Origin of the sequence: Kribbella sp. NBC_01245 (genome assembly GCF_036226525.1) — a bacterium.
Classification (GTDB): Bacteria; Actinomycetota; Actinomycetes; order Propionibacteriales; family Kribbellaceae; genus Kribbella.
Genome location: NZ_CP108487.1, coordinates 6,661,846 through 6,680,045 on the forward strand (window position 1 = coordinate 6,661,846; position 18,200 = coordinate 6,680,045).

The following is an 18,200-nucleotide window of genomic DNA, read 5'->3' on the forward strand; positions in this document are numbered from 1 at the left end:
CCCTACGGGCTGTCGCTCCAGTACTGCTGAAGGCGCGCGATCGCCTCGGCCTTGCTCAAGCCGGCAACATCGCTGTCGGCGAGGCCGACGCGGGTGATCAACAGGTGGACGAGGTCGGCCGGCAAAGCCTCGGCCGGAATCTTGGGCCCGCCGCGATCGGGCTTCTTGCCGTCCTGGACGCATGCCCAGAAGGTGGCCTCGTCCACCTTCAACTGGTCGCGCAGGATGTGCTTCCAGATCGCGGGCCCGTAGTCGCTGTTGTCGACGGGGTGGGAGATCCGGGTCCTCGCGACCGTGCCGTCGGCGAACGTGAGTTCATAGGTGACGTGGTGAGTGCCGGTTCGCCCGCGAGCGTCCCGGACTCGCTGCCAGCCTTCGGTTTCGCAGAACTGTGCGTGGTCCTGCCGGGTCGGCGGAGGCCAGGTCACGCTGCCTCCGCGACAAGCCAGTCGTGCAACTGCTCGTCATCGCTGAGGGCGATCAGCTGGACCAGACCCCAGTTCTCCCGGTGGTTCGGCGCATCGACCAGACGCTCCTGCCAGTCCTCGCTGTACTCGCGAAGGGCCTCGATCATCTCGGTGATCGCTTCTTCGAAGGTGGCGCCGTCCGCCGCGAGCGGCAGACCTGGAATGAAGATCGACCAACCTCTGCCCTCTGGAACCACTTGTGCGCGCGAGGGAATGAGGGAGGACAGGAAATGGCGAAGCCGCACCACGTCGACCACGGCCGCCTTCATCGCGTCCCGGCGGACTGTCGCGACTCGCCCCGCCTCGGCCGCGTCGAGCAGATCTTTGAGATGGGCGCGGGCATCCGTGTAGTTGTCGTACTCCGCTTTCACCATGGCAGCCAGTCTGCTCGGGATGGTCAAGTACGTCAAGTACGTCAAGTACTTGGCTCAGGCTAGTCGGTCGAAAGGGGCCGTGAAGGGTCTGGTGAGGGCGGAGTTGGTGACAGGCTGTAGACAGGGTCGTACCGTCGTTCGGTGACCCTCGTGGTGGGCAGGCTTGCGCGACACGAGACACTTGGAGCGGTGTTACCGTCTCAAGCCCGTTCGACGGGCCTGCTGAGCTAGGAGGGACGGGGCGAAAGCCTCGATCATGGACGTGAAGCGAATCTTCCGCGGACCCCTGTTCTGGATCGTGGTCGCCTTCTTCGGCGTACTGGTGATCGGACAGGTCCTGACCGGCTCAACCGGGTACAAGTCAGTCCCCACCGGCGAGGTCGTGCAGACCATCACCACCGGAACGGGCATCAAATCGATCACGCTGATCGATCCCGACCAGGAGATCCGGGTCGAGAAGACCGACGGGACGAAGGTCCGGGCGCACTGGGTGGACGGTCAGGCCGCGAGCCTGAGCACCGCGATCCAGAAGCTCTACACGGACAAGAAGATCGAGCGGTACGACGTGGAGAACCCGAAGCCGAGCTTCATCCGGCAGGTGTTCTCGATGTTGATCCCGTTCCTTCTGATCGCCGTGATCTTCATCTTCCTGATGAACTCGATGCAGGGTGGCGGCTCGCGGGTGATGAGCTTCGCCAAGTCGAAGGCCAAGCTGATCACCAAGGACACCCCGAAGACGACCTTCGCGGACGTGGCCGGGTGTGACGAGGCGATCGAGGAGCTCGGCGAGATCAAGGAGTTCCTCCAGGAGCCGGGCAAGTTCCAGGCCGTCGGCGCCAAGATCCCGAAGGGCGTCCTGCTGTACGGCCAGCCCGGTACGGGTAAGACGCTGCTGGCCCGGGCCGTCGCCGGTGAGGCCGAGGTGCCGTTCTACTCGATCTCCGGTTCGGACTTCGTCGAGATGTTCGTCGGTGTCGGCGCCTCCCGCGTCCGGGACCTGTTCGAGCAGGCCAAGACCAACGCGCCCGCGATCGTCTTCATCGACGAGATCGACGCCGTCGGCCGGCACCGGGGCGCGGGCCTCGGTGGTGGGCACGACGAGCGTGAGCAGACGCTGAACCAGCTGCTGGTCGAGATGGACGGCTTCGACGTGCGCGGCGGCGTCATCCTGATCGCAGCCACCAACCGGCCCGACGTACTGGACCCGGCGCTGCTGCGCCCGGGCCGGTTCGACCGCCAGATCGCCGTGGACGCGCCGGACCTGCCGGGGCGCGAGCAGATCCTGAAGGTGCACTCGCGCGGCAAGCCGATCTCGGAGGACGCGGACCTTCGCGCCGTCGCCCGCCGTACGCCGGGCTTCACCGGTGCCGACCTGGCCAACGTGCTTAACGAGGCGGCCCTGCTGACCGCCCGGCTGAACCGGACCCAGATCGACAAGAATGCGCTGGACGAGGCGATCGACCGCGTCATCGCCGGGCCGCAGCGCCGTACCAGGCTGATGAGCGACAAGGAGAAGGTCCTCACGGCGTACCACGAGGGTGGTCACGCGCTGGTCGCGGCGGCACTGCCGCATAGCGATCCGGTGCACAAGGTGACGATCCTGCCGCGCGGCCGGGCCCTCGGTTACACGATGGTCCTGCCGGACGAGGACAAGTACTCGACCACCCGGTCGGAGATGCTGGACAAGCTGGCCTACATGCTCGGTGGCCGCGCCGCCGAGGAGATGGTCTTCCACGACCCGACCACCGGTGCCAGCAACGACATCGAGAAGGCCACCGCACTGGCCCGCGCGATGGTCACGCAGTACGGCATGACCGAGCGGCTCGGTGCGATCAAGTTCGGCCAGGACACCGGTGAGCCGTTCCTGGGCCGCGATCTGGGCAGCCAGCGCAACTACTCCGAGGAGATCGCCGCGGCGGTCGACGAAGAGGTCGGCAAGCTGATCCTGAACGCGCACCAGGAGGCGTTCGACATCCTGGTGGACAACCGGACCGTGCTGGACACGCTGGTCGAGGAGCTGCTCGAGAAGGAGACGCTCGACAAGGCCGAGATCGCTCGCGTCTTCGAGCCGATTCGCAAGCGCGACCCGCGTCCGTCCTGGACCGGCTCGTCCTCGCGAGTGCCGTCGCAGCAGCCGCCGGTGATGCCGGTGCAGAACCGCGGCGAGCAGAACGGCTCCCTGTCCGACGTGATCCCGGGTGGATCGATCGGGCCCGACGAGGGCGTCCGGCCGCCGGACTACGGCACCGGTCCGACCCCGCCGGTGGAGTAGATGACGAAGCCGGATTTCGACTACGAGCGCGCCGAGCGGGCCGTCCGTGAGTTGCTCTCCGCGATCGGGGAGGACCCCGATCGCGAAGGCCTCAAGGAGACGCCCGCCCGGGTCGCCCGGTCGTACGCCGAGATGACCTCGGGTCTCGACATGCGGGCCGAGGACGTTCTGACCACCACGTTCGAGCTCGGTCATGACGAGATGATCCTGGTCAAGGACATCGAGGTCTGGTCGATGTGCGAGCACCACCTGGTGCCGTTCACCGGCGTCGCCCACGTCGGCTACATCCCTGGTACGGATGGCCGGATCACCGGTCTGTCGAAGCTCGCCCGCCTCGTCGACCTGTATGCCAAGCGCCCGCAGGTGCAGGAGCGTCTCACCACTCAGGTGGCGGAATCCCTGGTGGAGTTGCTGAAACCACGCGGCGTGATCGTCGTGATCGAGTGTGAGCATCTCTGCATGACGATGCGTGGTGTGCGTAAGCCCGGCGCGAAGACAATTACTTCCGCCGTTCGTGGGCAGTTGCGCAATCCGGTCACCAGGGCCGAAGCTATGAGCCTGATCGTCGGCTGACGAAAGCCCTGGCGTCGACGGAAATCTCCCGCTACCATCCATAGACATTCTGTGGCGAAACGAATACTTTCCGTAGCGGCGCTTGTGCGTCATCGTGAGGAGGAAGGTATGACAGTGCGCTCTCAGCGCCTGCGGTTCGGAGTCATCTCGTTCACTGGATTCATCGCCCTGGCCGCAGCCGGACTGGTCGCGGCCAACGGAGCCCAGGCGAACCAGACCGCCGACCCGGTCGTCCCGTCGATTCCCGGCGTGGACCAGCTACAGCGGCGCACGCTCAAGGCCGTCGGCCTGGAGAAGCAGCTTGGCGGCAACACCCTCGGTAGTTACATCGATCGCTCGACCGGCCGGATCGTGGTGGCGGTATCGGACGCCGCCAGCGCCGACGCCGTGCGCCGGTCCGGTGCGGTGCCGAAGCTCGTGAAGTACACCGCGGCCCAGCTCGGCACGGTGAAGACCCGTCTCGACGGCCTAGCGGCGACATCCAGTGCCGGTCAGGTGCGGTCCTGGTACGTCGACCCGGCCACTGGCACCGTCGTGGTCAAGGTGACCGCCGGCGCCAAGGACGCGGCCACCCAGCGGTTCCTGAAGCAGGCCAGGGCCTTCGGCTCCAAGGTCAGCGTCAAGCCCGCTTACGGCAAGGTCCGCACCACCGCCGATCTGCTCGGCGGCCAGCAGGTCAACATGAGCAACGGGTACCTGTGCTCGCTGGGCTTCAACGCCCGGACGTCCACCGGCGCCCGCATCTTCATCACGGCAGGCCATTGCGCCCAGGGCCGCCCGACCTTCTCCCGCAACGGAGTGGTCATCGGTAGCACTAGGTCGATGTCCTTCCCAGGCAACGACTACGCCGCGGTGAACATCACCAACAGCAGCTGGACCCAGCGTGGTCTGGTGGAGCGCTGGAGCGGTACCGATGTGCCGGTCCGCGGTTACAGCAGCGCGCCCGTGGGTTCGCCGTTGTGCAAGTCCGGCCGCACCACCCAGTGGACCTGCGGCGTGATCGTGGCGAAGAACGTTTCCGTGAACTACGGCGACGGCGACATTGTCAGCGGCCTCTACGAGCACAGCGCGTGTGTCGAGGGTGGTGACTCTGGCGGTGCCAACCTTTCCGGCAACTACGCCCAGGGTGTCACCAGCGGCGCGGGGCTGGTCGGAGGCCTTTGCCTGGAGAAGTACGGGCAGCAGAACGAGTCCTTCTCCCAACCGATCGGTGAGGCGCTGTCCGCTAGCGGCGCCTCATTGGTGCTGGGTTAGCAGCCGTCGGCGGGCAGCCGGCGATTGATGGGGGCCCAGGCACCTAGGTGGGGCAGTTCGTGAAATGGCCACTACGGTGGTCGCGTGCGAACTGCCCCACCAACTAACGTTCACGGCCTTCCCACGCCCGGCAGATGCCTGGTGATGGGCGTCGTCAACGTGACCCCCGATTCCTTCTCCGACGGCGGCGAGTGGTTCGAACCCGCCGCCGCCATCAAGCACGGCCACGAGTTGCTGGCGGAGGGCGCGGACCTGCTCGACGTCGGTGGCGAGTCCACCCGGCCCGGCGCCGTGCGGCCCACGCCCGCTGAGGAACTACGCCGCGTCATTCCGGTGCTCGAGGCGCTCGCGCCCACTGGCGCCGTACTGTCGATCGACACGATGCGGGCCGACGTGGCCGCACTGGCCCTCGACGCGGGCGCCTCGATGGTGAACGACGTGTCCGGCGGACTGGCCGATCCGGACATGCTGCCGCTGGTGGCCGAGCGGAAGGTGCCGTACGTCTGCATGCATTGGCGGGGTCATTCCGTGGACATGCAGGACCGCGCGTCGTACGGCGATGTGGTGGCGGAGGTCATCGCCGAGCTCCGCTTGCGGATCGACGCGATAGCCGCCGCGGGAATCGACTTGAACCGGGTGGCGTTGGACCCGGGTCTGGGGTTCGCGAAGAACGCCGGGCACAACTGGGAGATCTTGCGCCGGTTGCCCGAGTTCGCCGTACTGGAGATGCCTTTGCTGATCGGCGCCTCCCGGAAGGCGTTCCTGGGTAGGCTGCTCGCCGACGCGGCAACCGGCGCGCCACGTCCCGCCGTACAACGTGATGATGCGAGTGCGGCGGTATCGGCGCTCGCGGCGGCGGCAGGCGCGTGGTGTGTGCGAGCACACGCGGTCGCGGCCAGTGCGGATGCGGTGCGAGTGGCGGCCCGATGGGGCATAACGTGAGGAACGAGGACATGGGGAATGGATGACTGAGGAGCTGGGCGGAGCACGGCAGCGACCGGTGGCATCGGCCGAAAGCGTTGTGCTGAACGCGAACACCGCGTTCTACAACGCCTTCGAGGCCGGTGACCTGGATCTGATGGCCGCGGTCTGGCTGCCGGAACCCGATCCGGTCTGCATTCATCCTGGTAACGCGGCGATCTACGGTTATGCCGAGATGATGCGTGCCTGGGCGATGATCTTCGCCAACACGCCTTATATCCAGTTCTTCCTGACCGATGTTCAGGTACGAGTCGATGAAGACGTGGCATACGTCACGTGTACGGAAAATGTCCTTTCCTCCGGCGAAGGTGCTCCTGAGGAGGGTTTCGCGGGGGGAAAGGCACTCGCGACGAATGTGTTCCGCCGGACAAACTCCGGGTGGAGGTTGTGGATCCACCATGCCTCCCCGGTACTGTCGTCAGGGGGTCGACAGGAGGAGGCGGAGTGAGCGGTCCCTCGACGTCCGCGGCCGAGTCTTTTTCACGGCCTGCCGACGTCATTGAGATCCGGGGAATCCGGGGTTTCGGCCGGCATGGCGTGTTCGATCACGAGCGCGCGGACGGGCAGGAGTTCACCGTCGACGTCCGGCTCGAACTGGATACCCGGCCTGCCGCCGCGTCGGACCTTCTCGCGGACACGGTGGACTACGGCAAGATCGCCGAGCAGGTCCACGCCGCGATCGAGAACGACCCCGTTGACCTGATTGAGACACTGGCCCAACGCATCGCGGACATCTGCCTCGCCGACTCCAAGGTGAGTGGAGCCGCGGTCACCATTCACAAACCCTCGGCACCGATCACCGTGCCGTTCGACGATGTTGTCCTGACAGTGCAGCGTAGACCCGGAGAAACCTCGTGACTGAGACCCCAAGTCCCCACGTGATCGATGCGGACACCCTGAGCGGTGGCCTGAAACCGATCCGCCAGGTGATCCTCTCCCTGGGCAGCAACCTCGGCGATCGCGAGGCGAACCTGCAGGGCGCGGTGGATGCGCTGCGGGATACCCCCGATGTCGTCGTGGTCGACGTCTCGCCGGTCTACGAGACCGTGCCGGTCGGCGCTCCGGACGAGTCGGGCCCGTTCCTCAACATCGTGCTGCTCGCCGACACCACCGTCTCGGTGGAGACCCTGCTGGATCGCGCCCACGCGGTGGAGCAGGCCTTCGGCCGCGAGCGCAGTGTGCCCGGCGCCCCGCGAACCCTCGACGTGGACCTGATCACGTACGGCAACAAGGCGATCCAGACCGACGAGCTGACCGTGCCGCACCCGCGTGCGCACGAGCGTGCCTTCGTGCTGGCGCCCTGGCTGGACATCGAGCCCGAGGCCGTCCTGCCCGGTGTCGGCCGGGTCGACGACCTGCTCGCCCAGGTCGGCACCGAAGGGGTCAAGCGCGTCGACGACCTCGTCATCGAGCTCCAGTAGTGGCCTCTGGTCGTCCCGGCTCCGGCCGTTCCGACTCGGGTCGCTCAGGCTCGGGCCCCTTCGGCTCGGGGCGTTCGGGCTCGGGTCGCTCGGGCGGGCCGGGTTCTGGCGGGTCGGGTTCTGGCGGGTCGGGTGGTGCCGGGGCCGGTGCGCCGCGGCCGGGCAGTGTCCGGCCGACGTCGCGCCGGTTGCTGGTGGCGCTGGCGATCCTCGGTGCCGCCGTCGGCTGGACGATCATCGGCGCGATCGAGAGCAACGGTGGCGTCGCGCCCTCGATGTCCTTGCTGACCCCGGTCGCCTGGGCATTCCTGGCCGCGCTGCTGTTCGCCGCCGCGCGCAACACCAACCAGCGGATCCACGTCCGCCGCGAGCGAATGGAACCGTCGCGCGCGGTGTTCCTGCTGATGCTCGCGAAAGCCAGCGCGATTGTCGGCGCGTTGTGCACGGGTGTGTACGCAGGGTTCGCGCTACGCTTCGTTGACGCGTTGGGCGTCGCGGGTCCCCGGAACCGCGTTGTGGCGGCTGGAATCACAGCCGCGGTTTCTGTGCTGGTCGTCGTGGCCGGATTATTGCTCGAACGAGCGTGTCGTATCCCCGAAGATCCTGACGACCTCCCCTAAGGTGTGCATCCATGGGGTCAAGGGGTAGCCGCCGTCGCGCCAAGGCCACAGTCCTCGTGGTGGCCTACGGATTATTGGTCATCGTCTGTCTGGGTGTGAGCATCGCGCTCTTCACCCAGTCCGCCTGGGTGCTGAGAGCCGCCGCGGCCGCCGCCGCCCTGACCGCCGTCGCCGCCACCATGCTGGTCAGACACCAACTCCTGGTCGAACGCCTCGCCCACAGCGACGACCGCGTCCAGGTAGCCCAGGAGTACTCCCGCATCACCAGCGCCCGCGTAGTCGAGAACGCCGAATTCGTCGACCTGATGCAACGCCGCCTGGACCGCATCGACGAACGCCTCGACAAGATCGACGAGGACGTCGCCACCGTCATCGCCGCCGGCGACAAACACTCCACCGCCGACGCCCCCACGGTCGTAGACCTAAAACTCCGCGCCCAAGCCGCCTCCTAACCTTCCGCGGCACAGCACACCGCCCTCCCCATCCGCGCGCGGTCCTTCCAACTCTTTGCGTTCATTCGTCGGAATACGGCCGGTATCTAAGCCGTGTCCCGACGAATGAACGCAAAGGTCTGTGGATAAGTGCGAGGGCTGGTCTGGGTAGCGGTGCATCTTCTCTGGCATGTCCGAGATTCCTGTGGATCGTCCGTTCCTGGACGGTCGGCCATTCACGTTGTCCGAAGCTGCCAAAGTCGGCGTCTCCGAGAAGGTGTTGCGGCGCCTGGTCGCCTCCGGGGTGGTGCGTTCGCTCTGTCACGGCCTGTACGTCGACGCCTCGACGCCCGACTCGATATCGCTGAGAGCCGAGGCTGTCGCCAAGGTCGTGGCGCCGGATACCGTCGTCTGCCGGACGAGCGCCGCGTGGCTCTACGGCGTCGACTGCTTTCCGCCGGACCAGCTCGACGCGCTGTTGCGGCTCGAGACTCTCCGTCCACCCAAGTCCAGGAGTGGCCGGCGAACGATCACAGCTGGTCATTCACAGACGCTGCTTCACGGTGACGTCATCGACTTGCACGGATTGCGGGTCACCTCGCCGCTAGCGACAGCTGTGCACCTCGCACGCCACCTCAGGCGGCCCTTCGCGTTGTCCGCACTGGACGCGATGGCCAGGGCAGATCTCATCGACGAACCGGAACTGTGTGCCGCGATCGACAGATATCCCCACCATCCGGGTATCCGGCAGGCCCGCGAGCTGGCGCGGTTGATGGACGCCAGGTCGGAATCGCCAGGCGAGTCCTGGCTTCGGCTCCGGCTGCTCGATGCCGGATTCACGGATGTGGTGCCCCAGGTCGAGGTGATGACCGGCCGGCGGGTGAGGCGGATCGATCTGGGCTTTCCCGGGCGGCCTCGGTCCAGTGACGGGCTGCGCCTCGGATTGGAATACGACTCCGACGAGTGGCATGGGACTCAGGAACAGCAGGTCATCGATGAGGATCGGGTCGATGAATTGAGGCTGGTCGGGTGGGTGATCCTGCCGGTTCGCCGGTGGCAGGTGTGGGGTCCCACAGGCGAGCTGGAGCTGGTCGTTGGCGAGTTTCTGGAGCGCGAGCCCTGGCTTCCTCGCCGCTGGTAGCTCTCCTTCTTTTGCGTTCATTCGTCGGAATCCGCCCTCTTCCGGCCACCTACCTGTACTGGTCCGCGGTGCTGAGAGGGCGGATTCCGACGAATGAACGCAAAAGAAGGAGAGAGAGAGGGGGCTACTTGTCGATGTCGCCTACTACGAAGAACATGCTGCCGAGGATGGCGACCATGTCGGCTACTACGGTGCCGGGGAGCATTTGGGGGAGGACGGCGATGTTGTTGAAGCTGGCGGAGCGGAGCTTGAGGCGCCATGGGGTTTTGTCGCCGCGGGAGACCAGGTAGTAGCCGTTGATGCCGAGGGGGTTCTCGGTCCAGGCGTACGTCTGGCCTTCCGGGACCTTCAGGATTTTGGGGAGGCGGACGTTTACCGGGCCGGTGGGCATGGACTGGAGGCGGTCGATGCAGGCGTCTACCAGGTTGAGGGAGACCTTCACCTGTTCGAGCAATACGGTGAAGCGGGCGAAGCAGTCGCCGTCCGTGCGGGTCACCACGTCCAGGACGCCGTCGCGGGCCAGCTCGTCGTACGCGAGGTACGGCTCGTCGCGGCGGAGGTCGGCGTCCACCCCGGAGGCGCGCGCGATCGGGCCGGAGACGCCGTACGCGTTGATCAGTTCGGGGGAGAGGCGGCCGACGCCGACGGTGCGGGCCCGGAAGATCTCGTTGCCGAGGACCAGGTTCTCGATATCCGGCAGGCGTTTGCGGACGGCGGCGACGGCGGCACCGGCGCGGCCGAGCCAGCCGATCGGGAGATCCTCCTTGAGGCCGCCGACGCGGTTGAACATGTAGTGCATCCGGCCGCCGGAGAGCTCCTCCATCACGGCCTGGATGGTTTCGCGCTCGCGGAATGCGTAGAAGACCGGGGTGATCGCGCCGAGCTCCAGCGGGTACGACCCGAGGAACATCAAGTGGTTCAGCACCCTGTTGAGTTCGGCCAAAAGGGTTCGCAGCCAGACGGCGCGGATCGGCACCTCGAGGCCCATCATGCGTTCGACGGCGAGCACGACGCCGAGCTCGTTCGAGAAGGCGGAGAGCCAGTCGTGCCGGTTGGCCAGGACGAGAATCTGGCGGTAGTCGCGGACCTCGAAGAGCTTCTCCGCGCCGCGGTGCATATAGCCGATGATGGGCTCGCAGGCGAGGATGCGCTCGCCGTCGAGGGTGAGGCGCAGGCGCAGTACGCCGTGGGTGGCGGGGTGTTGCGGGCCGATGTTCAGCACCATGTCGGTGGTCGGCAGTTCGGAACCCGGGCCGCTGCCGCCGCGCTCGTACAGGGTGTCCAAGCCGGCCGACCCGGCGCCGATTCCGACCACTCGTTCGGTGCTCATGACCACTATCGTGACAGGCTGGCCGTGTGAACGAACTCTTCGCTCCGTCGGATGTCACCTGGACGCCGGTTTCACCGAAGCTCGCGAACCTGCGCCGGGTCAATGCCGGGATCTCGTTCGGGGTGATCGCCCTGGTGTTGGTCCCGTCGCTCGGGTTCATGCTGAGCTGGGCCGGGGCGGTCGTCGCGCTGGTCGCGATCCTGGCCGCGTTCGCGTGGTCGTGGGTGCTGATCGGGCGCAACCAGCGGTCCTGGAAGTACGCCGAACGCGAGGACGAGTTGCTCGTCAGCCACGGGGTGATGTTCCGCGAGCTGGTGGTCGTTCCGTATGGGCGGATGCAGTTCGTGGACGTCACGGCCGGACCGCTGGAGCGTTCGTTCGGACTGGCCACGGTCGAGCTGCATACGGCCACGCCGGCCACCGACGCGAAGATCCCCGGGCTGACGCCGGACGAGGCCGCCCGGCTGCGTGACCGGCTGTCCGCCCTCGGTCAAGCGCAGGCGTGGGGCCTGTGACCGAGCCGCAACCACAAGCGCCTGCCCCCGAGGCCGCGCCACCAGTGGTGCCGCCGAACGAGGGTGTACGGCTGCACCCGCTCACGCCTTTTGTACGGGGTTGGGGTTACCTCGTCGTCGCGGCCGTGGCCATGGTGAACAACGAGGGCCTGCGCAGTGATCTGAGGCTCGCCGGGTTCGGTCTGCTCGCCGTACTTGTGGGCGGCATGCTGCTCGGTGGCCTCTCCTGGTGGTTCACGAAGTACCAGCTGACCAATGAGGCTTTACGCGTCGACAGCGGCTTCCTGTTCCGGCGCACGCGCATCATTCGGTTTGACCGGATTCAGGCGATCGACGTGGCGCAGCCGTTTGTGCCGCGCGTATTCGGGATGGCCGAGCTACGGATGGATGTGGCCGGCGGTAGCAGTAGCGACGGGCGGTTGAGCTACCTGACGTTGGACCACGCTCAGCACCTTCGCGCCACTCTGCTGGCTACAGCGTCGGGCGCTCGCAAGCATGAGGAAGTCGAGGCGACACAGGAAGTACGGCCGCCGCTGCTCGTCGTACCGACGTCTAGGTTGCTCGGGTCCGTACTGGTGTCGTCGACGGTTCTAGGTTCTGTTGCGGCCCTGGTGTGGCTTGTGATCGCTACAACCGTCTTGGAGTACCACGTCGGTCTGTTCGCGGCTATCCCGCTGCTACTTGGTGTGTTCTCGCCGATCTGGAAGCAGGTCGTCGGGAACCACAAGTTCACCTTGACCGAGTGGGAAGGCGGTCTGCGTACCAAGCGCGGGCTGTTCGACCTACAGCGCCAGACGGTGCCACCGGGGCGCGTACAAGGTCTCCTGATCTCTGAGCCCCTCCTTTGGCGGCGGCTCGGCTGGTCCCGGGTAGAGCTGGATATCGCGGGTGTAGCCGGCTCTAGCGGCGACGGCGAAGAAGAGTCGGGTGGAGCCCAGCTACTGCCAGTTGGTACGACGGCAGAGGTGGCGGAGGTACTCGGCCGGGTCTTGCCGGGGTTGGACCTGAGCCAGATCGAGATGCACCCAGCGCCGGAGCGGGCCAAGCGGTTGAGGCCGATCGGGTGGCGCTACCTGGCCTACGGTTCCGACGACCAGGTGCTGGTGACGACCCAGGGCTGGATCAACCGGCGTACGTCCGTCGTACTGCATCACAAGACCCAGTCCGTCCGTCTGGAGCAAGGGCCGCTGCAACGCCGTCTACGCCTCGCCAACGTCCACGTAGACACCCCACTGGGTCCGACGAACGCCGTAGCCCTTCACCGGGACATCGACGACGCCGCCCAACTCCTAGCGGCTCAGAGCGATAGAGCCCGCGAGGCCCGTCGTACCTCGGCACTCCCACCCGAGACCACCCAGCCAAACCCGCCGAGTCCTGAGGGGTCTAGCAGTTCTGCGGCCTCCCCGGCGGACGACAGCTCCGCTACGTAGCGCAGAGGTTCCGACCGGGCTAGGTCGTACGACGGCCGCGTACTGCTCACACCGAGCGTCTGGAGGGCTTCCCGCTGAGTAAGCCGGAGAGCCCCGCCGAGCGAGTCGAGGGCTACGTGAGCGGTTATGTCGCAGGAGCCGTCCGGGACCGGGTCACACTCGCGTCCCTGGCGGAAGCCCGTCAGCGTCCCGTACGGCGGTCTGGCGCCGCGTACATGCCCGTAGTCGATAGCGACCGCTACACCGCCGTTAAGCCGCCGTACGACGTCTGCCCAGGCCTGGTCACGGGGGAGACCTATCTCGGCTCTATCGCCAACCGTCGCCAGTGGCCACCACTGGGTGAGCCAAGCAAGATCTGGACCTGAGACGGGAGCACCCAGGCTGTGGTCTTCCAGGAGATAGCAGGCGGTTCCGTCAGCAGAAAGCTCCACCACCGGGCACGGAATGTTGTCGAGCCACTCGTTGGCTATCACCAGTCCGGACAGCTCAAGCGGCAGTACGTCGTCCAGCTCGACGCTCATGACCTCGAAGCCGGACAAACCAGCGCCCAGTTCACCCTCGCCCGCGCCGATATCCGTCACGCGCGTATAGCCAAGCGAGGTGGCGAGACGGCCGACGGCGGCGGCGAACAACGAAGAGGCGTGCACGGACGTACGGAAGTGCGCGGCCGGCCGGTTGCGGCGATAGAACCCGGATGGGCCGTAGAGCGCATCCGCCCAAGCCGCTTCAAATGTCCTCATGGTCTACGGAGATCTTAGGATCGGCAGAACCAGAACCGAGAGGGACCATGCCTGAGCTGCCCGAACACCTGCGCATCCTGCTGACCGACGAGCCGCTGCTGCATATCGCGGGACCGATCGATCCGTGGCGGATGCCGGAGGGCTGGCTGGACGAGCGCCGGGCCCGGATCAAGCCGCTGGTCGAGGATCCGGCGTTCGATCTGCCCGAGCTCCTGAAGACGTGGGTGCCGAAACCGTTCCGCGCTGACTCGCCCTTTCTCGCACGGGCGTTCTTCACTCTGGTCTGGGACATGTTCCCGCCGATGGGTCTGATCACCGGGCCGGTCAGCGATCTCTACGCGCATCTGCTCAACGACTACATGGCCACCTGGCGCCAGCAGGGCAACTACGACAGCTGGGTCGTCGGTCTGGCCAGCTCGGGTCTGCCGCGGAGCTACTTCGGCCGGATCACCGACCGCCCGGAGCTGCGCGAGAAGCTGGTCCACTTCTATCGCGAGGCGCTCGACCTGCTCAGCGACATCCCGCCGTTCGAGCCGCGCCGGCAGGTGCTCGTGCAGGCGTTCGACCGGATCGTGTCGGACGAGCGGTTGATGGCGGCCCATCGCACGATGAGCCATGACGAGCTGATCAAGCTCTGGCGCACCGAGGTGTTCGCCGACGACGCGGCGTTCGACGCCTTCCCGGAGCAGACCGGCAATCCGCTCGAGCTGCTGGTCTGGAGCATGGGCCGGCTGCGGATGGCGTTCGACGCCGTCTCCGCGGTCACACCGGAGCGGGAGGAGTCCTTCGAGGAGCACGTCGCGGGCCATCTCCACCAGGTCGGCAGGACCGATCTGCCGGCCGGACTGGCCTTCACCGATCTCGGGTCCGAAGGTGTTGCCGAGGTGCAGAAGATCTTCGACCGTACGACGAAGAGCATCGACCGGACGGCCTGGTTGCGTAATCGCCGGGCCTGGCTGGCACGAGCCGCCGAGGCCGGAGGCGCGGACGCAGCTCGGCACTGGCTAGCCGCGTCGTACGTGGCGGGCGCGACGCTCAAGGGCCTGCCGGGCGATCCGCTGGAGTCCGAGGACCTGCGGCTGGTGATCAGCCACCTGCGGGACGTGCGCAACATCTTCCGGATCCGCAAAATCGCCAAGCCCGCGCCGGTCGTAACCCCAAAGACCGACGCGGCAGAAACACCGAGGGAAGAGCCGACCGAGGGCAGCACGGCCGATCCGATGGCCGAGCTGGACACGATGATCGGGCTGACCCCGGTGAAGACCCGGGTGCGGGAGCTCGCCGCCCAGGTTAAGGTCGCCAAGCTCCGGCACGACGCGGGCATGGCGGTCGGCTCCCGGCCGGGCCACCTCGTCTTCACCGGGAATGCGGGCACCGGCAAGACCACCGTGGCCCGGCTACTGGCCGCGATCTACAAGGACCTCGGGTTGTTGTCATCGGGTCATCTCGTCGAGGTCAGCCGGGCCGACCTGATCGGCCGCTTCATCGGTGAGACCGCGCCCAAGGTCGAGCAGGCCGTCCAGCGCGCGCTCGGTGGCGTGCTGTTCATCGACGAGGCGTACGCGTTGTTCAGCGAGTCGGAGAAGGACTTCGGCCACGAGGCGATCGCCATCCTGATCAAGCTGATGGAGGATCATCGCGACGACCTGGTCGTCGTACTGGCCGGCTATCCGCGCGAGATGACTGCACTACTCGACGCCAACCCGGGGTTGCGGTCGCGCCTGCCGGTGACGCTGGCCTTCCCGGACTACTCCGATGACGAGTTGCACCGGATCTTCCTGCACCTGGTAAGCGAGGCCGGATTCACCTTGGCGGACGGGATTTCCGACCGCGTCGCGGCCACCCTGAGAAGGTTGCCCAGGGCCCCTGGTTTCGGAAACGCCCGCGCTGTTCGCTCACTGCTGGAGCAGATCGCCACCCGGCAGGCCGTTCGCGTCGCGGGTAGCGAGGCGCCGACACCGGCGGAGATCCGCCAGATCGTCGCGGCCGATCTCCCGACGGTCGAGTCGACGGCGCTCGCGACCGGTGGTGTCGTACCGCAGGTCGATCCGCTCACCGCCCTCGACGGCCTGATCGGTCTGACCGACGTGAAGGAGGTCGTACGGCGCTTGTCCGCCGAGGCCGAGGCGGAAGTGCTGCGGATCAAGGCCGGGCTGCGGCCGTCGACGCGATCGCGGCACATGGTCTTCCTCGGCAATCCCGGCACCGGCAAGACGACCGTGGCGCGGTTGATCGCGGGCATCTACCGGGATCTCGGCCTGCTCGGCACGGGCCAGCTCGTCGAGGTCAGCCGTGGCGACCTCATCGCGGAGTACCTCGGCCAGACCGCGCCAAGGGTGCGCAAGGTGGTCGAGAAGGCCCTCGGTGGGGTGCTGTTCATCGACGAGGCGTACGCGTTGTACGACTCCCACTCGTACGGCGCGGAGGCGATCGCGACGCTGCTCCAGTTGATGGAGGAGTACCGCGACGACCTCATCGTCGTACTCGCCGGCTACACCTTCGAGATGGAGGAGTTGCTCGACGCGAACAGTGGCTTGCGCTCGCGGGTGCCGACGCGGCTCGAGTTCCCGGATTACTCGGTCGAGGAGCTCGGGATGATCTTCACCAAGATCGCGACCGAGGCCGGGTACAGCCTGGAGCCCGGCATCAGCGAGCGGGTGGGGCAGTTGCTCGCGCCGTTGCGCCGGGAGCACGGGTTCGGCAACGGCCGCCAGGTCCGGAACGTGTTCGAGGACACGATCGCCCGCCAGGCCGTCCGCATCACCGCCCTGACCGGCCCGACCGTCGACCAGATCCGCGAACTCCTGATCGCCGACCTGCCGGGCAAGGTCACCGGTCCCCAGAGCAACGGCCCGGGCTTCAAGGTCTAAGGCGCCAAGTAAGGTAGGTCCAACCGCACGATCCGTCTGGTACCCGCCACGGGACTGGAACGTAAGGGCAGGTATGGAAAGCATCGGCATCATCGGTGCCGGCCGCGCAGGGACCGCCATCGGGCCGGCCCTGACCGCCGCCGGGTACCGCCTCACCGGCATCACCGCGCGCACCCCGGCCTCGGCCGAGCGCGCCGCCCGGCTCCTCCCGGGCATCCCCATCCGGCCTCTCGACGAGCTCGACGCCATCTCCGACGTGCTGATCCTGGCCGTCCCGGACGAGGCGATCGCGACGGTCGCGGCCCAGCTCGAACCAAGGCCCGAGCGGTACGTCGTACACCTGTCTGGCGCTTTTGGGACGGCCCCGTTGAAGGCGGCCGGGGGGATCCCGATCGCGCTGCATCCGCCGATGACCTTCACGGGTACGTCGGTGCCGGACCTTTCGGAGGTGACGTTCACCGCGACCGCGCCGGATGAGGCCCGGCCGTTCGTAGAGCGCCTGGTGAAGGACCTCGGTGCGGGCGTCCAGTGGGTCGCCGAGGACCAGCGTGCGACGTACCACGCGGGGGTCGTGCACGGCGCGAACCATCTGGTCACGCTGCTGGCCCAGTCGTTCGAGGTGCTCCGCGCGGCCGGCGTGACCGATCCGTCCGCAACAATGCGGCCACTGCTGCGGGCCACTCTCGACAATGCCCTGAGCTCCGGTCATGATGCGCTCACGGGGCCAGTCGCCCGGGGCGATGCCGGCACGGTCGAAGCGCACCTGACGGCACTACCTCCGGACACGGTTCCCGCGTACGTCGCGCTGGCCCGTGCGACCGTGGAGTTGGTCGCCGCGGACGGGCGGATCGACGCGAGCGCGGCGGAGCGGCTTCGCGCCGTACTGGTGGCAAACCTCGGACGGGAGGCGGCACTGTGAGGCTCACCCAGACGAAAGCCGAACTGAGGGCCGCCACGGCGGTCCGGCCCCGCGCGGTCGTGATGACGATGGGCGCGCTGCACGACGGGCACGCGGCGTTGCTGGCCGATGCGCGCGAGCGAGTCGGACCCGAGGGCAGCGTGGTGCTGACGATCTTCGTCAACCCGCTGCAGTTCGGGCCGTCCGAGGATTTCGAACGCTATCCGCGCACCCTCGCGAGTGACTTGGCCGTCGCCAAGAACGAGGGCGTCGACCTGGTCTTCAACCCGTCCCGCGAGGAGCTCTACCCGACTGAGCCGTCGATCACCGTGCATCCCGGGCCGTTGGCGGACGAGCTCGAGGGCACGTTCCGGCCCGGGCATTTCGGCGGCATGCTGACGGTGGTGTCGAAGCTGCTGCACCTGACCGCGCCGGATATCGCGCTGTTCGGGGAGAAGGACTACCAGCAGTTGACGCTGATCCGCGAGATGGTGGCCGACCTGGACTTCGGCGTCGACATCATCGGGGTGCCGACCGTGCGAGAGCCGGACGGACTCGCGTTGTCATCGCGGAACCGCTATCTCGACGAGGACGAACGGCGTGAGGCGCTGGTGCTGCATCGCGCCTTGAACGCGGGCGCCAAAGCCGGGGGATTTGGTCCGGAGGCGGTGCTCAAGGCCGCCCGGGACGAGCTGAACGCGGCCAAGGGCGTCGAGGTCGACTACTTCGCCCTCCGCGCGCCCGACCTCGGCCCGGTCGTCGGCCCCGGCGAAGCCCGCATGCTCGTAGCCGCCCGCGTCGGCGGCACCCGCCTAATCGACAACATGGCCGTAACCCTCCGCTGACCCCTGATCTCTTTGCGTTCATTCGCCGGAATCCGCCC

At 67.1% G+C, this 18,200-nt stretch carries 17 protein-coding genes and 2 pseudogenes; 15 read left to right on the plus strand and 4 right to left on the minus strand.

Going from position 1 to position 18,200, the window contains the following annotated elements; translation table 11 throughout:
• Positions 1-2: 2 nt before the first annotated feature.
• Entirely contained in the window at positions 3-428 is a 426-nt protein-coding gene (locus OG394_RS30400) for a hypothetical protein (RefSeq protein ID WP_328990585.1), read from the minus strand.
• Entirely contained in the window at positions 425-841 is a 417-nt protein-coding gene (locus OG394_RS30405) for a hypothetical protein (RefSeq protein ID WP_328990586.1), read from the minus strand. Before OG394_RS30405 ends, OG394_RS30400 begins: the two co-directional genes overlap by 4 nt.
• Before the next feature lie 253 nt (positions 842-1,094).
• Here OG394_RS30405 and ftsH point away from each other — a divergent pair, with 253 nt between their 5' ends.
• The 10 genes from ftsH (at position 1,095) to OG394_RS30455 (ending at position 9,534) form a co-directional block, all read left to right on the plus strand.
• Positions 1,095-3,113 (plus strand): ATP-dependent zinc metalloprotease FtsH, encoded by a 2,019-nt coding sequence (gene ftsH, locus OG394_RS30410; protein ID WP_328996883.1) that lies wholly within the window; start codon positions 1,095-1,097, stop codon positions 3,111-3,113.
• Positions 3,114-3,686 (plus strand): GTP cyclohydrolase I FolE, encoded by a 573-nt coding sequence (gene folE / locus OG394_RS30415; protein ID WP_328990587.1) that lies wholly within the window; start codon positions 3,114-3,116, stop codon positions 3,684-3,686.
• Between the two features lie 108 nt (positions 3,687-3,794).
• The gene (locus OG394_RS30420) at positions 3,795-4,940 is read left to right on the plus strand and encodes a S1 family peptidase (protein ID WP_328990588.1); all 1,146 of its coding nucleotides are present in this window, start codon (positions 3,795-3,797) and stop codon (positions 4,938-4,940) included.
• Between the two features lie 144 nt (positions 4,941-5,084).
• Positions 5,085-5,882: a dihydropteroate synthase gene (folP, locus tag OG394_RS30425; RefSeq protein ID WP_328990589.1), complete on the plus strand. Its 798-nt coding sequence runs from the start codon at positions 5,085-5,087 to the stop codon at positions 5,880-5,882.
• A gap of 22 nt (positions 5,883-5,904) precedes the next feature.
• Positions 5,905-6,369, plus strand: coding sequence for a nuclear transport factor 2 family protein (locus OG394_RS30430; RefSeq protein ID WP_328990590.1), 465 nt, complete (start codon positions 5,905-5,907; stop codon positions 6,367-6,369).
• On the plus strand, positions 6,366-6,779 hold the full coding sequence (folB, locus tag OG394_RS30435) for a dihydroneopterin aldolase (RefSeq protein ID WP_328990591.1): 414 nt from the start codon (positions 6,366-6,368) through the stop codon (positions 6,777-6,779). The genes OG394_RS30430 and folB overlap by 4 nt, the downstream gene beginning before the upstream one ends.
• Positions 6,776-7,342, plus strand: coding sequence for a 2-amino-4-hydroxy-6-hydroxymethyldihydropteridine diphosphokinase (gene folK / locus OG394_RS30440; protein ID WP_328990592.1), 567 nt, complete (start codon positions 6,776-6,778; stop codon positions 7,340-7,342). Before folB ends, folK begins: the two co-directional genes overlap by 4 nt.
• 194 nt (positions 7,343-7,536) lie before the next feature.
• Positions 7,537-7,962: a DUF3180 domain-containing protein gene (locus tag OG394_RS30445; protein WP_328990593.1), complete on the plus strand. Its 426-nt coding sequence runs from the start codon at positions 7,537-7,539 to the stop codon at positions 7,960-7,962.
• A gap of 11 nt (positions 7,963-7,973) precedes the next feature.
• Entirely contained in the window at positions 7,974-8,414 is a 441-nt protein-coding gene (locus OG394_RS30450) for a hypothetical protein (protein ID WP_328990594.1), read from the plus strand.
• Between the two features lie 169 nt (positions 8,415-8,583).
• Positions 8,584-9,534: a hypothetical protein gene (locus tag OG394_RS30455; RefSeq protein ID WP_328990595.1), complete on the plus strand. Its 951-nt coding sequence runs from the start codon at positions 8,584-8,586 to the stop codon at positions 9,532-9,534.
• Between the two features lie 124 nt (positions 9,535-9,658).
• Here OG394_RS30455 and OG394_RS30460 read toward each other — a convergent pair whose 3' ends face one another.
• On the minus strand, positions 9,659-10,864 hold the full coding sequence (locus OG394_RS30460; protein ID WP_328990597.1) for an NADH-quinone oxidoreductase subunit D: 1,206 nt from the start codon (positions 10,862-10,864) through the stop codon (positions 9,659-9,661).
• A 26-nt stretch (positions 10,865-10,890) separates the two neighbouring features.
• Here OG394_RS30460 and OG394_RS30465 point away from each other — a divergent pair, with 26 nt between their 5' ends.
• A complete protein-coding gene (locus tag OG394_RS30465) occupies positions 10,891-11,379 on the plus strand; it encodes a PH domain-containing protein (RefSeq protein ID WP_328990598.1) in 489 nt (162 codons plus the stop codon).
• Positions 11,376-12,809, plus strand: a complete 1,434-nt coding sequence (locus OG394_RS30470; protein WP_328990599.1) for a PH domain-containing protein — start codon at positions 11,376-11,378, stop codon at positions 12,807-12,809. The genes OG394_RS30465 and OG394_RS30470 overlap by 4 nt, the downstream gene beginning before the upstream one ends.
• Positions 12,810-12,907: 98 nt before the next feature.
• Here the strand turns inward: OG394_RS30470 and OG394_RS30475 are convergent.
• Positions 12,908-13,549 (minus strand): annotated as a pseudogene (locus OG394_RS30475) (SAM-dependent methyltransferase); the annotation flags it as partial.
• 47 nt (positions 13,550-13,596) lie between these two features.
• Here OG394_RS30475 and OG394_RS30480 point away from each other — a divergent pair.
• The 3 genes and pseudogenes from OG394_RS30480 to panC all read left to right on the plus strand — a co-directional run bounded on the left by OG394_RS30480 (position 13,597) and on the right by panC (position 18,162).
• Positions 13,597-16,419 (plus strand): AAA family ATPase, encoded by a 2,823-nt coding sequence (locus OG394_RS30480; RefSeq protein WP_328990600.1) that lies wholly within the window; start codon positions 13,597-13,599, stop codon positions 16,417-16,419.
• A gap of 55 nt (positions 16,420-16,474) precedes the next feature.
• Positions 16,475-17,338: pseudogene (locus OG394_RS30485) on the plus strand (Rossmann-like and DUF2520 domain-containing protein); the annotation flags it as partial.
• The gene (gene panC, locus OG394_RS30490; RefSeq protein WP_328990602.1) at positions 17,335-18,162 is read left to right on the plus strand and encodes a pantoate--beta-alanine ligase; all 828 of its coding nucleotides are present in this window, start codon (positions 17,335-17,337) and stop codon (positions 18,160-18,162) included. The pseudogene OG394_RS30485 and the gene panC, both read left to right, overlap by 4 nt.
• The last annotated feature ends 38 nt before the right edge of the window (positions 18,163-18,200 follow it).